Source organism: Bacillus sp. Root131 (assembly GCF_001429475.1).
In the GTDB taxonomy this organism is placed as follows: Bacteria; Bacillota; Bacilli; order Bacillales; family Bacillaceae_G; genus Bacillus_A; species Bacillus_A thuringiensis_S.
In genome coordinates, this window is record NZ_LMJQ01000012.1 from 136,421 (window position 1) to 150,661 (window position 14,241).

Here is a 14,241-nt window from a genome sequence, read left to right on the forward strand (position 1 = left end):
GATTAAGTGTGATTACTTTGAAAGAATTGTGAAGAAAGTTAAAAGTTTCTAGGGGTTTCAACGTTTATAAATGTTTCTTCTTATTTGATAAATACATTTCAACAACAGCATCAGCAAGACATTGAGAGGAATCAATAAAATCCTCACTAGCCACTACATTCAAATCAGTGCATGCGATAATTGCAGTATCTATTTCATCTCTCAGTTGTAAAACGAGCGTATTCCACAATTCGCGAGCTTCTTCAATCTCTCCAGATTTAATGCAAGTAATAATTTGATTAATGCTTTCCTGCCATTTTTCATGATGAATGTATTCTATATTACGCTTTGCAATCCCATCTTGGTAAATCCTAGCTTGAACAGTTGCTTCTGTTGCGAGAAGAGCGACTCTTTTTGTATTTTCAGGAATTGCTTGTAACGTTTCATCGACTATATTTAAAATCGGGATAGAAAGCGAACGCTGTAATTCTTCAAAATAAAGATGCGCCGTATTACACGGCATGGCAATAAAGCTTACGCCAGTACTTTCAAGTTTTTGTGCTCCGTCAATAATCGCTTTTTTCATCGCTCCGTGATCAATAGGGCGATCCATGTAAAACGGTGTTGGACACGAGTAGATCATCATATGAGGAAAGTCCATATCATGCTTTGCTCCGTATATTGTTTGGCACCTTGCTACAACTGTATCGACGAATGGTCCAGTTGATTTTGGACCCATTCCTGCTAGTATTCCGATCATTGGTTTGTCTCCTTTAAGATTGTATATATCCATTATATAGGAGGATAACAAAAAAACGTGCAGTGAATGCACGTCTTTTTTTGTTATGTTTTGTCGAACAATCGATATATCCGAGAAATCGTTGATATATTGTAAGTTATGATAGATATATCGAAAAAATCGTTGATATATCCCGAGTTACGATAGATATAATTGAAAAATCGTTGATATATTCCCCCGCATTAACGGGCAGTAAAACTCCCACCTTAAAATTCGCCTGGAGCAAAGAGGTTAGGTGGGAGATAAACTGCCCATAAATGCCCGATTGGTTCAACTAATAATCAGTGGGGATGCCCCCACTGATTAAAGTTTCACTTTATCGCTTTTCAATCGCCACAATAAATGGCGGGTTATTTTGCTGGTTAATGAAGCCATATCGTAGTACGTGAGCTTGTTTTTGGTCTAGTTTTTCAGCAAATGTAAGTACAGCGTCGCGTTCTACTTGTCCTTCTGGATGTCCGTGGTAAATGACAAGAACGATGATACCTTCAGGTGCCATTACTTCTAATAGTTGTTCGATCGCTGAGATTGTTGAGTTCGGTTTTGTAACGATATGCTTGTCTCCGCCTGGAAGGTAACCTAAGTTGAAAATTGCGCCTGTTACTTTTCCTTTTGCATCTTCTGGTAATACGGATAGAAGAGTATCGTGACTATCGTGAACTAAAACAGTACGTTCAAAAAGTTCTTTTTCTTTTAGATGAGTTGTTGAGCTTTCGATTGCCTCTTTTTGAATATCAAATCCAAATACTTTTCCGCTATCTCCAACGATTTCAGCTAGGAAGCAAGTGTCATGGCCGTTTCCTAAAGTTGCATCTACAGCGTAATCGCCTTCTTTTACTGCCGTTTGCAGAAGCGAGCGAGCAAACGGTAATACACGTTCTAATTTCATTTTTGTTTCTCCTCATTTGCATATTTTCCTTGCCAGCTTCCGCGGCGTACAAATTCTGCATCGATGGAATTTAATACTTCCCATTTATTTAAGCTCCACATTGGGCCAATCATTAAATCAGGCGGACCGTCACCTGTGATGCGGTGCACAATTACGTCTTCTGGAATCATTTCAAGTTGGTCAACAACGAGACTTACGTAATCTTCAAGAGAAAGGAACTCGAGTTGTCCTTTTTCATATTGCTTCACCATTGGCGTTCCTTTTAATAAGTGAAGTAAATGAATTTTAATTCCTTGTACGTCAAGCTTTGCTACTTCACGAGCTGTTTCCATCATCATGTCGTAATCTTCAAGTGGAAGACCATTAATAATATGAGAGCAAACTCTAATGCCATGCTTACGTAATTTATTTACACCTTCCACGTAAGATGGGTAATCATGAGCGCGATTAATAAGGTTTGCAGTTCGTTCGTGAACAGTTTGTAAACCGAGTTCAACCCAAAGGTATGTGCGTTTATTTAAGTCCGCTAAATATTCAACGACATCGTCTGGTAAGCAATCTGGACGAGTCGCGATAGAAAGACCGACAACGTCTTTTTCTGCTAGAAGCGGTTCGAATTTTTCTTTTAAAACTTCAAGTGGTGCATGTGTATTTGTGTACGCTTGGAAATAAGCGATACATTTTCCGTCTTTCCACTTTGAGCGCATTTTTTCTTTCATTTCATGATATTGCGTTATAACATCATCGCGGCGATCACCAGCGAAGTCACCAGATCCGGCAGCACTGCAAAATGTACAACCGCCGTAAGCAACTGTACCGTCCCGGTTCGGGCAATCGAAGCCAGCATCTAATGAAACTTTAAAGATTTTTTCACCAAATTCATTTCGTAAATGGTAATTCCATGTATGATAACGTTTATTGTCGTTTGTATATGGAAAAGGGTTTTGAACCTTCATTACTTTCCCTCCTAAGCCGAGTCAAAATGAAACAAAATCCATTATAACATACTCATAAGGTAGAGATGGAAGGGACACACTAAAGGGGAATTGAAGCAAGGAGGGACAATTATGGCAGAGCGTCAATCACTTGAATCGTATATTACACAAGCGGAACAAGCGGTGGAATATGCGAAAGAACAATTAGACCAAGGTATGAGACAAGAGCATTACAATACGATGGAGTATTTGGATGCGCAGTTACAATTAGAACAAGCATATAACGATTTACAAACGATGCAACAACATGCGAATGATGAGCAACGTGAGCAGTTAAATAGAGCACGTATGGCAATTCGCCAATTGCAACATCAAATGATTATTACACCGCACTAATAAGGAGTGAATGTAATGGCGAAACGTTCAGATCAAAATAATCCAGAGCAAAAAACGCAAAATGGACATAACGCTGAATTTTCGAATGAGCTTGATCCGATTGTTCAAGTAAAACAGCGTAATAGTAAAAAAGGACAACCGCAAAAATCGAAACAATCAGAGTAAACCAGGTCGAAATATGACCTGGTTTTATTTTGTTATATGACAATAATGTAAGATTACTGTAAGGTTTGTCGATAGTTGTGAGCAACTTTCTCCAGTAGAGTAAGGAAGGATTAAATTTTATACAAGGAGTTGCTGTATGGGGAACAATATTACAAACAAGCGAATTGATGAGTTAGATTACATTCGTGGCTTTGCACTACTAGGGATTATTTTAGTAAATATTCTCGCACTACTTAACATTAAAATTCCAGATCCTAATACAGTGGATGCTAGCTATCAAAGATTTTTATATTTATTTGTAGAAGGTCGTTTCTTCTCAATCTTCTCATTCTTATTTGGAGTGGGATTCTATATCTTTATTTCAAGAGCGATTGCGAAAGGGAAAAATGGCTATGTTTTATTTTTACGTCGCTTAGTAGCATTATTTATTTTTGGTTTAATTCATCACATGTTTCAGCCTGGAGAAGCATTAGCGTTATACGCAATTTGCGGGTTAATCGTTTTACCGTTTTATAAAGCGAAAAAAGAAGTGAACTTAGTACTAGGACTTATTTTGACAATTGCCTTCAGTGTAATGGGAGTTAAAGAGTTATTACCACTTGGCTTAATTTTATTAGGGCTTGCTGCAGGACAATATCGTGTATTTGAAAATCTCACGCAAAATATAAAGAAAGTCGCTATTTTTACAGGTGTTATGTTTGTTTTAAGTGTCGTAGCTGTATGGTATCAATACGGGCACGTTCCTGCTGAACCATTTATAAATATGATACTTGAGAATGATGATGGAACAATGAATGCTGCAGGCCAATTTTTAAAAATTGGTGTTACAGTAGGACCTATTATTTCAGCTTTCTATGTTGGAGCTTTAATTTTATTACTTCAATTAAAACCGGTTCAAACATTGTTAGCACCACTGAAATATTATGGACGAATGGCTTTAACAAATTATATTGGACAAACTGCAATGATTTTAATTGCGGGCAGTGTATTTAACTTTGCAGAAAACTTAACGTACATGCAGACGTTATATGTGTGTATTGCAATTTATGCAATTCAAATTTTGTTTAGCGTAATTTGGATGAAGGTCTTTAAAATGGGTCCACTAGAATGGATTTGGCGAGTTGTTACTTACTGGACGGTAACACCTTTAAAGAAATAAAGAGAGAAGTGGGTTGTTCCTTTTGTGGAACAGCCCATTTTTATTGTCATCTTTTTCGGTAAGTCGATATTACTTGTCGAATCGCTAATAAAATTTTCATTTATCAACGAACCTTACACACTCATCTTTTTTATATTACAAAAGTGTAAGGTAAATGTAATGTTAACAAATAGCAGTTCACTTCCAAAAAGCGCAAAATAGGTAATGGAAAAACAAGCGTAGGAGGATATATATGACGAAACCAGTTGTAGACGTGAAAAACGTCCAAAAAGTGTACGGTAAAAAAGGTGAGAACCAATCACATGCGTTAAAAGGTGTTTCATTCTCAATTCAAGAGGGTGAGTTTGTTGGAATTATGGGGCCATCTGGTTCTGGTAAAACGACATTGTTAAATGTAATTTCAACGCTTGATAAAGCAACGGGCGGCGTTGTTGAAATTGCGGGTACGGACATTACGAAAATGAAGCAAGGTGAACTTTCTGATTTTCGTTCACAAAAGTTAGGATTCATTTTCCAAGACTTCAACTTATTAGAGAACTTATCTATTTATGAAAACATTGCACTTCCACTTTCTCTTCAAGGTGTTTCATCACGTAACATTGGACCAAAAGTAGAAAAAGTAGCGGGTATGCTAGGGATTACAGAAATTCTTCAAAAGTATCCATCTGAAGTATCTGGTGGGCAGAAACAACGTTCAGCAGCAGCGCGCGCACTTGTGCATGAGCCAGCAATTATTTTAGGGGACGAGCCAACAGGAGCACTTGATTCTAAAAATGCAGCGAGTTTACTTGATGCGATGACAAACTTAAATGAAGAACAAGGCGTATCTATTATGATGGTTACACATGATCCGTATAGTGCAAGTTATTGTCAGCGAATTTTATTCATTCAAGATGGTGAGCTGTATAAAGAAATTCATCGCGGTGGTACGCGTGAAGAGTTCTACAAAGAAATTTTAGATGTACTTGCAGATTTAGGTACACAAAAAGCGTAAGAAAGGAGGTTCCAGTATGTTATTTAAACTTTCCATGTCGGGGCTGAAAAGTAAGCTGAAAGATTATATCGTCTTACTTGTCGGTCTTGTCATGTCGATTTCAATTTTTTACATGTTCCAAACGTTAGCGCTGAATAAAGCGTTTATCGAATCTAACTCAGTTATTCAATCAATTGGATTCGTATTCCAAGCAGGTTCATTTTTACTAGCTATTATAACGTTCTTCTATATTTTATATGCGAACTCTTTCTTATTATCTCTTCGTCAAAAAGAGTTCGGTATGTATATGATGCTAGGAGCAAAAAAGCATAAAGTTACATTACTTATGTTTATTGAAACGATCGTATTAGGCGCTGCGTCTCTTGCCATTGGTATTACAGTTGGTGTAGGACTTGCAGAGGGTATCGGACAATTATTAATGAAACAATTAGAATTTGCTGGTGAAGGCTATAAAGCATTTTACCTGCCATCTATGACTGTTACTTGCATCTTCTTCTTTGCGCTATTTGTATTATCAGCAATTATGAACAGTATTAAATTATCACGTATTTCTGTACTGCAACTTGTACATGCAGATGCACAAACAGAACGTGTTGTGGTAAAAGGAAAAATGACAGGTTTAGTTGCATTCCTAGCGGTTATTTTATTAGGTATTGGTTATGCAGCTATGATTAATATGGAAACATTAAGAGAAATGGGAATCCTTATTGCATTAGTTACAACAACAGCAGGTACTTATATGCTATTTGGATCACTCCTTCCAGTTATTATTAAAAAGTTAAAGAGTAATAAAAAGCGTAGTGAAAAAGGACTTAATGCTTTTACATTTGCACAATTAAATTTCCGTATTAATAGCTTAACAAAGGTACTTGCAACAGTAGCGATGTTAGTTGCTCTTGGAGCTGGTGCAATTTCAGGTGGTATGGCATTTAAAAATAACGTTATAAAAACGGTTGATGGATTTGAAATTTATGATTCAATTGTTCATAATCCTACAGCTGAAGAGAAGAAAATTTTAGATGGTATATCATTTAAAAATAAAGCTGAGTACCGTTATAAAGTAGACGACAAATATATTTATTATGTAAAAGAAGATTTAGAGAAACATAAGCCATTTATTCGAGATGGTGTAGGTAAAGAAAGTTTCGGTAAATATAAAGAAGTTTCAGGAGAAGCTCCAGTAGGTACAGTAGCAGGAGTGAGGTCAGAACAAGATAAAAATGAAAAAACAATGCCGGAAGAATGGGATGAGGCATTTAGAACAATCCAACCATATTATATATACCAAGATCGTGCCATTAAAGTTGTAGATCAAAAAATGTACGATACTGTAAATGGTAAAGAAGGAATCGTATTTACTGGAAAAACAGACGATTTCGTAGCATACACAAAAGAATGGAAAAAAATTGACGAGTTGCAGCTAGCTAAATATAAAAATGTAAAAGCTGAGCAAATGAGTAGTAAATATCAAGTGTATGACATGTTCTACGGTGTTGCGAGCGGAACAGTGTTTATGGGCTTCTTCCTTGGAATTGCTTTCTTAGCAATGATGGCAAGCTGTCTTATGTTCAAAATTCTTTCTGGTGCATCAAAAGATATTACGCGTTATCAAATGCTTCGTAAAATCGGTGTACGCCGTGAATTATTAACGAAATCAATTTATAAAGAGTTATTCTTAGTATTCTTATTCCCAGCAATTGTGGGTATCGCTCACGTATTAGTTGGTATGAATATTTTCGGATTTATTTTAGTCGATCCGTACTTCCGTATTTGGATACCAATCGTAATTTTCGTAGTTATTTACACGATTTATTACCTTATTACAGTTCAATTGTATAAAGGAATTGTTCTTCCGAAAGAAGATTAATAAAAAACCGAGCGAAATTGCTCGGTTTTTATTATTTTCAGAAAAAATACTTTAATGTTACTGAAATATATAATATAATGTAAATAAGTAACGTAATATAAAAGTAGAAGCAGCTGGATAAGGAAAGGAGGAATCCAATCTATAGAAAGAAGCTGAACTTTTATCCCCTATTTCTTTTCTAACCACAACGTATTTGTACAATCGTAAATTTCCAAATTGAAAATTGCTTGGATCACAAAAGTATATTGTGAAAATAATGGATAATACATGGAAATCTCATAGCATGATAAGGTAAAATGGACAACATGATGAGAAAATTACCGTTTATAAGATGAGGAGAATACATGTATGGAAGTTGTAGAGGCATTAAAAGATATAAGCCAAATTGAGGCTATGAAAAAATATTTAAAAGAGCACTCCCAGCGAGACTATCTTTTATTTGTTATTGGAATTAACACAGGATTAAAAATTACAGAACTACTTGGCATGAAATTTGAAGATGTATTAAATGAAGACGGGACTGTTAAAGAGTTTTATTCTCTTCCTGTGAAAGATGAAAAATTTAAACAAGATATTTATTTAAATACAAAAGTAAAAGAAGCGCTTTTAGATTACGTACAATCTATTGGCGTTAAAAGAGAAAATTACGTATTTCAATCTAATAAAACGCCAAATTCAATTACGCGCCAACAAGCGTATCGTGTAATTCATAATGCTGCAGAAGCAGTTGGAGTTGTTGGTAAGATCGGAACGAATTCAATGCGAAAAACGTTTGGATTTCATGCATACAAAAGAGGGATAGCGATTGCGCTATTGCAAAAACATTTTCATCACGCGACTCCATCAGAGACGCTAAAGTATTTAGGTATCTCAAAGGATGAGACCTTTAAAACGGAGATTGATGTCGATTTATAAAAGCCGTAACTAAAAAAATTAGGAGGCGGAAAATATGAATATTAGAGAGAGTGAACTGCCGGGTATTGGATGTAAGTTTGAAGTGATTACAAAAGGTAATGAAAAGATGGTTATCGTTATTCATGATGATGGCCGAAGAGAAATGTACCATTTTGATGCTGATCATGAGGAGAGTATTTCAAGCGTCTCTCTTCGTGATTCTGAAGCGAGACAAATTGCAGCTATATTGGGTGGAATGGTGTATAGGCCACAAGCTTTAGATACGATTGAAATGGCCTTTGAAGGATTATCAATTGAGTGGTTTAAGGTGGAAAATAATGCACCAGTCGTACAAAAAACAATTGGTAGTTTACATGTCCGAAACACATATAATGTAACGATTATTGCCATTTTGAAAAAGAATATGAAGAAGTTCTTTAATCCAGGCCCAGATTCTATCATTGAAGCTGGCGATATGCTTGTATTATCAGGTGAAAGACATGAAGTAAAAAGAATTATTAATGAGTTGCTTTCAGTAGGAGGGGATTCATAATCGATGGATACTTTAATCTTTGAAGTTGGGACTGCGTTAGTATTAGTCGCTTTTGCAGCTATTCTCGCTGCAAAGTTAAAGTTCTCGATTATTCCGTTTCTCATTATACTCGGTATGCTAGTGGGGCCTCATGCCCCAGATTTAGGGCTTATCGATTTAAGATTTATTGAAAGCGGAGAAGTTATTTCCTTCCTTGGCCGTGTTGGCGTTATATTCCTCTTATTCTATTTAGGCTTAGAATTCTCAATTAAAAAATTAATTAAATCAGGAAAATCAATTGCTTTTGGGGGAACTGTTCATATATCGCTTAATTTTATATTAGGTTTACTTTACGGATATATAATGGGTTTCCCCTTATTAGAAACATTAATTATTGCTGGGATCATAACAATTTCATCGAGTGCAATTGTTGCGAAAGTAATTGTTGATTTAAGAAGATCTGGTAATAAAGAGACGGAACTAATTTTAGGAATCATTATGTTTGACGATATCTTTTTAGCGGTATATTTATCAGTCGTTTCAGGATTAGTACTCGGAGGGGCAACGTCATTTGTAGGTGCTCTCACATCCATTTTAATCGCAGTAGGGTATATGTTACTATTCTTTGTAGTTGCTAGAAAAGCTACAAGGTTTTTAAATAAAATGTTAGATATTTCGTCCAATGAAATTTTTATTATTGTAATATTCGCTATTTTGTTCTTTGTAGCAGGATTTTCAGAAACGATTCATGTTGCAGAGGCGATTGGAGCATTATTACTAGGACTCGTCTTTTCAGAAACGGAGCATAGTGATCGAATTGAACAGCTCGTTGTTCCGTTTCGTGATTTCTTTGGAGCTATATTCTTTTTCAGCTTCGGTTTAAGTATAGATCCATTTTCACTTGGAGGAGCAGTGTGGTTGGCATTAGGAGCAGTTTTTATTACTCTTATCGGTAATTTTACCGCTGGAATGGTTGCGGGGCGTAAAGCGGGATTATCGCATAAGGCTTCTACGAATATTGGTTTAACACTTGTATCACGCGGAGAGTTTTCCATTATCGTCGCGAATATTGGAATTGCGGGCGGCTTAATGGCAACGATTAAACCATTCTCAGCCCTGTATGTTTTAATATTGGCATCGTTAGGACCTTTGTTAACGAAAGAATCTGGGAGAATATATTCCGTATTAGATAAAATATTTAAATGGAGCGCTAAAGAACGTGCGAAGCGAGAAAAAGAAGTTGGATAATATAAATAAGGGGAGACTGTATGAAGTTCATACAGTCTCCCCTTATTTATATATTGTTACTGATGTCGTTTTTGTCGGTAAGTCAATATATTTTCAAACAGGGATCAGTATAATTTCATTTACCGATGAACCATTATCTGAATTTCATCAACTATTAATCAGTTGCCTTCCTATTTAAAAACGACTACAATTTTACTGTTATATATATGAACGAAAAAAATAGAATAGGAGGGGAAACTATGCCAAGGAAAGTATGCCTATTAGTAGCTGGGATGATTATTAATGTCACGGGTGCTTCTTTTTTATGGCCTTTTAATACAATTTATTTGCATGATCACCTAGGAAAATCTTTATCTGTGGCCGGAATGGTATTAATGATCAACTCGCTTACTGGTGTAATCGGAAACTTGCTCGGCGGTGTTTTATTTGATAAATGGGGCGGTTATAAATCAACTTTAGTAGGAATTGTTATTACACTTGTATCAATTTTAGGTCTTGTGTTCTTCCACGGTTGGCCGTTATATGTTGTGTGGCTAGCGTTAATCGGCTTCGGTTCTGGAATGGTCTTCCCATCGATGTATGCGATGGTTGGTACGGTTTGGCCAGAGGGCGGAAGACGGGCATTTAATGCGATGTACGTTGGACAAAATGTTGGTATTGCGATTGGAACAGCGTGTGGTGGATTAGTTGCATCATATCGTTTTGATTATATTTTCTTAGCGAATTTTATTTTATATTTTGTTTTCTTCTTAATTGCTTTTATTGGATTCCGTGGTATGGAAGACAAGAAAGAGCCAGGAGTGCAAAAGGAAATCGAAACGAAAAAAGGTTGGTCACTTACACCTGGATTTAAAGCACTTCTGATCGTGTGTGTAGCATATGCTTTATGCTGGGTTACATACGTACAGTGGCAAGGAGCGATTGCAACACATATGCAAGAATTGAATATTAGCCTTCGTCATTATAGTTTATTATGGACGATAAATGGAGCTATGATTGTTTGTGCGCAGCCACTTGTTAGTATGCTAATTCGCTGGATGAAGCGTTCTTTAAAACAGCAAATTATGATTGGAATCTTCATTTTTGCGGCGTCATTCATTGTGTTAAGTCAAGCGCAGCAATTTACGATGTTCCTCGTTGCGATGGTAACATTAACAATCGGTGAATTATTTGTGTGGCCAGCAGTTCCGACGATTGCAAATATACTTGCACCAAAAGATAAACTAGGTTTTTATCAAGGTGTTGTAAATAGCGCGGCGACTGTAGGGAAAATGTTCGGGCCGGTCGTTGGCGGAGCGATTGTTGATTTATACAATATGGAAGTATTGTTTATAGCAATCATGGTAATGCTTGTAGTAGCGCTTATAGCAACGAGCATGTATGATAAACGAGTAAAAGTAGAAGAAACAGTTGAAGAAAAAATTGCAGTTTAGTTTGACGGAACATGTAACATGTTTTAGAATATATTTAAATAAAACAACCTTTAGAACAAGGGAGATAGCTCGGCTGTCTTAAGACGAATTCGTTAGTTATTAAAAGTAACGATTAACCGAGAAGCCCCGCTTTAAGTAAGCTTTTTAGAGATACTAAGTGGAGGGTAGTTCACATTAACTCATATGTGTAATAACAGTGAGAAGGAGTAGTAGTAATAGAAGCTGGTTTAGAGAGTTGACGGTCGGTGCAAGTCAATCCACGTTTCGTTATGAACTCGCCTTTGAGTTGCAGTTGTGAAACTAATAGTAGCAATTGCCGTTAATCCACGTTACGGATCTAAGCGAATGTATATTTTTACATTAATTTAGGGTGGTACCGCGGGAATCTATAACCTCTCGTCCCTTTCTAGGGATGAGAGGTTTTTTGTATTTTGGGCGGTGAAAATAAATAGAATTTCAAGGAGGGTATCTCATGAGCTTTAATCATCAAGATATTGAGAAGAAGTGGCAAGGGTACTGGGAAGAGAATAAAACATTCCGTACGCCAGATGAGACAGAAAAACCAAAATTTTATGCACTAGATATGTTCCCATATCCATCAGGTGCAGGCCTACACGTAGGACATCCAGAAGGTTATACAGCGACAGATATTTTATCTCGTATGAAGCGTATGCAAGGGTATAACGTTCTTCATCCAATGGGATGGGATGCATTTGGTCTTCCAGCAGAGCAATATGCACTTGATACTGGAAATAGCCCAGCTGAATTTACAGAGCATAATATTAATACGTTCCGTAACCAAATTAAATCACTAGGTTTCTCTTATGATTGGGACCGTGAAGTAAATACAACAGATCCAAACTACTATAAGTGGACACAATGGATCTTCTTAAAACTATTTGAAAAAGGCTTAGCTTACGTTGATGAAGTACCTGTAAACTGGTGTCCAGCACTTGGTACAGTACTTGCAAATGAAGAAATCATTGACGGTAAGAGTGAGCGTGGTGGACATCCAGTTGAGCGTCGTCCGATGAGACAGTGGATGTTAAAAATTACAGCTTACGGAGATCGTCTATTAGAAGATCTAGATGAGCTTGATTGGCCAGAAAGCTTAAAAGATATGCAACGTAACTGGATCGGTCGTTCTGAAGGTGCAGAAGTACACTTCAATATCGATGGTACAGACGAGAAGTTCACAGTATTCACAACGCGCCCTGATACACTATTTGGTGCAACATACTGTGTACTAGCTCCGGAACATGCACTTGTTGCAGAAATTACAACAGCAGAACAAAAAGAAGCGGTAGAAGCTTACATTAACGCTGTAAAAATGAAGAGTGACCTAGAGCGTACAGAACTTGCGAAAGAGAAAACTGGTGTATTCACTGGTGCTTACGCAGTTAACCCAGTAAACGGTGAGAAATTACCAATCTGGATTGCTGACTATGTTCTTGCAACTTACGGAACAGGTGCCGTAATGGCAGTTCCAGCTCATGATGAGCGTGACTATGAATTCGCATCAGTATTCAATCTTCCGATGAAGGAAGTTGTAAAAGGCGGAGATATTACGAAAGAAGTGTACACAGGTGATGGTGCACACGTAAACTCAGCATTCCTTGATGGATTAAATAAAGAAGAAGCAATCGCAAAAATGATTGAATGGCTTGAAGTAACGAGCGCAGGAAATCAAAAAGTAACGTACCGTCTGCGTGACTGGTTATTCAGCCGTCAACGTTACTGGGGTGAGCCAATTCCGGTAATTCACTGGGAAGATGGGACAATGACAGCTGTGAAGGAAGAAGAATTACCATTAGTTCTTCCGAAAACAGAAAACATCCGTCCTTCAGGTACAGGTGAATCACCACTTGCTAACATTGACGAGTGGGTAAATGTTGTTGATCCTGAGACTGGTAAAAAAGGTCGTCGTGAAACAAATACAATGCCACAATGGGCTGGTAGCTGCTGGTATTACCTACGTTACATCGATCCAAACAATAGCGAAGCACTTGTAGATCCTGAAAAAGTAAAACAATGGCTTCCAGTTGATATTTATATCGGCGGAGCAGAGCATGCTGTACTTCACCTACTATATGCTCGTTTCTGGCATAAAGTATTATACGATATCGGGGTAGTTCCAACGAAAGAGCCGTTCCAACAATTATTCAACCAAGGTATGATTTTAGGTGAAAACAACGAGAAAATGAGTAAATCAAAAGGTAACGTTGTAAACCCTGATGATATCGTAGCAAGCCACGGTGCAGATACACTTCGTCTATACGAAATGTTCATGGGACCATTAGATGCTTCAATCGCTTGGTCTGAAAATGGTCTTGACGGAGCTCGTCGTTTCCTAGACCGCGTATGGCGTCTATTCGTTCAAGATAACGGTGAATTAAGTGAGAAAATTACTGACGCACCAAATAAAGAGCTTGAAAAAGCTTACCACCAAACAGTGAAGAAAGTAACAGAAGACTATGCAGAGCTTCGCTTCAACACAGCGATTTCTCAAATGATGGTATTCATCAATGATGCATACAAAGCTGAAACACTTCCGAAAGAATATGTAGAAGGTTTCGTAAAAATGATCGCACCAGTTGCACCTCACATCGGGGAAGAGCTATGGAGCAAACTTGGATATAATGAAACAATCACATATGCAAGCTGGCCAATATTTGATGAGTCTAAACTTGTAGAAGATGAAGTTGAAATCGTTGTTCAAGTTATGGGTAAAGTTCGCGCAAAACTAACAATGAGTAAAGACGCATCAAAAGAAGAAATGGAACAACTTGCACTTGAAGCAATTCAAGACCAAATTGAAGGGAAAACAGTTCGTAAAGTAATTGTTGTTCCTGGAAAACTTGTTAACGTTGTTGCAAACTAATTCATTCTAAATAAAAGCTCAGAGCATTTATGCTCTGAGCTTTTTTGTGTAGAAAATAATCTCTGAATCA

13 protein-coding genes and 1 other annotated feature are annotated in these 14,241 nt (G+C 37.0%); of the genes, 10 read left to right on the plus strand and 3 right to left on the minus strand.

What is annotated here, in order from left to right:
- Positions 1 to 64: 64 nt before the first annotated feature.
- The 3 genes from ASE54_RS21575 to ASE54_RS21585 all read right to left on the minus strand — a co-directional run bounded on the left by ASE54_RS21575 (position 65) and on the right by ASE54_RS21585 (position 2,623).
- Positions 65 to 739 (minus strand): amino acid racemase, encoded by a 675-nt coding sequence (locus tag ASE54_RS21575; protein ID WP_000579345.1) that lies wholly within the window; start codon positions 737 to 739, stop codon positions 65 to 67.
- 355 nt (positions 740 to 1,094) lie between these two features.
- On the minus strand, positions 1,095 to 1,667 hold the full coding sequence (locus ASE54_RS21580) for a class I SAM-dependent methyltransferase (protein ID WP_000764475.1): 573 nt from the start codon (positions 1,665 to 1,667) through the stop codon (positions 1,095 to 1,097).
- Positions 1,664 to 2,623: a TIGR01212 family radical SAM protein gene (locus tag ASE54_RS21585; RefSeq protein ID WP_000868035.1), complete on the minus strand. Its 960-nt coding sequence runs from the start codon at positions 2,621 to 2,623 to the stop codon at positions 1,664 to 1,666. The genes ASE54_RS21580 and ASE54_RS21585 overlap by 4 nt, the downstream gene beginning before the upstream one ends.
- Before the next feature lie 111 nt (positions 2,624 to 2,734).
- On the opposite strand from ASE54_RS21585, the gene ASE54_RS21590 reads away from it, so the two are divergent.
- The 10 genes from ASE54_RS21590 (at position 2,735) to leuS (ending at position 14,171) form a co-directional block, all read left to right on the plus strand.
- Complete coding sequence (locus tag ASE54_RS21590; RefSeq protein ID WP_000840867.1) at positions 2,735 to 2,998, plus strand: YtzC family protein; 264 nt, start codon at positions 2,735 to 2,737, stop codon at positions 2,996 to 2,998.
- Positions 2,999 to 3,013: 15 nt separating this feature from the next.
- Positions 3,014 to 3,163 carry a hypothetical protein gene (locus ASE54_RS21595; protein WP_001129340.1) on the plus strand — a complete coding sequence of 50 codons (150 nt, stop codon included), beginning with the start codon at positions 3,014 to 3,016 and terminating at the stop codon, positions 3,161 to 3,163.
- A gap of 136 nt (positions 3,164 to 3,299) precedes the next feature.
- Positions 3,300 to 4,322: a DUF418 domain-containing protein gene (locus ASE54_RS21600; RefSeq protein ID WP_000527710.1), complete on the plus strand. Its 1,023-nt coding sequence runs from the start codon at positions 3,300 to 3,302 to the stop codon at positions 4,320 to 4,322.
- A gap of 232 nt (positions 4,323 to 4,554) precedes the next feature.
- Positions 4,555 to 5,316, plus strand: a complete 762-nt coding sequence (locus tag ASE54_RS21605) for an ABC transporter ATP-binding protein (RefSeq protein ID WP_000165855.1) — start codon at positions 4,555 to 4,557, stop codon at positions 5,314 to 5,316.
- Between the two features lie 16 nt (positions 5,317 to 5,332).
- Entirely contained in the window at positions 5,333 to 7,183 is a 1,851-nt protein-coding gene (locus ASE54_RS21610; RefSeq protein ID WP_000897786.1) for an ABC transporter permease, read from the plus strand.
- A 348-nt stretch (positions 7,184 to 7,531) separates the two neighbouring features.
- Positions 7,532 to 8,098 (plus strand): tyrosine-type recombinase/integrase, encoded by a 567-nt coding sequence (locus ASE54_RS21615; RefSeq protein ID WP_000454200.1) that lies wholly within the window; start codon positions 7,532 to 7,534, stop codon positions 8,096 to 8,098.
- Positions 8,099 to 8,132: 34 nt separating this feature from the next.
- Entirely contained in the window at positions 8,133 to 8,630 is a 498-nt protein-coding gene (locus ASE54_RS21620; protein ID WP_001026053.1) for a cation:proton antiporter regulatory subunit, read from the plus strand.
- Positions 8,631 to 8,633: 3 nt separating this feature from the next.
- Positions 8,634 to 9,857: a cation:proton antiporter gene (locus ASE54_RS21625; RefSeq protein WP_000380177.1), complete on the plus strand. Its 1,224-nt coding sequence runs from the start codon at positions 8,634 to 8,636 to the stop codon at positions 9,855 to 9,857.
- A 239-nt stretch (positions 9,858 to 10,096) separates the two neighbouring features.
- Positions 10,097 to 11,290 carry an MFS transporter gene (locus tag ASE54_RS21630; RefSeq protein WP_001137530.1) on the plus strand — a complete coding sequence of 398 codons (1,194 nt, stop codon included), beginning with the start codon at positions 10,097 to 10,099 and terminating at the stop codon, positions 11,288 to 11,290.
- 187 nt (positions 11,291 to 11,477) lie between these two features.
- Positions 11,478 to 11,697: a binding site (T-box leader), on the plus strand.
- 65 nt (positions 11,698 to 11,762) lie between these two features.
- Entirely contained in the window at positions 11,763 to 14,171 is a 2,409-nt protein-coding gene (leuS, locus tag ASE54_RS21635; RefSeq protein WP_000009441.1) for a leucine--tRNA ligase, read from the plus strand.
- Positions 14,172 to 14,241: the final 70 nt, after the last annotated feature.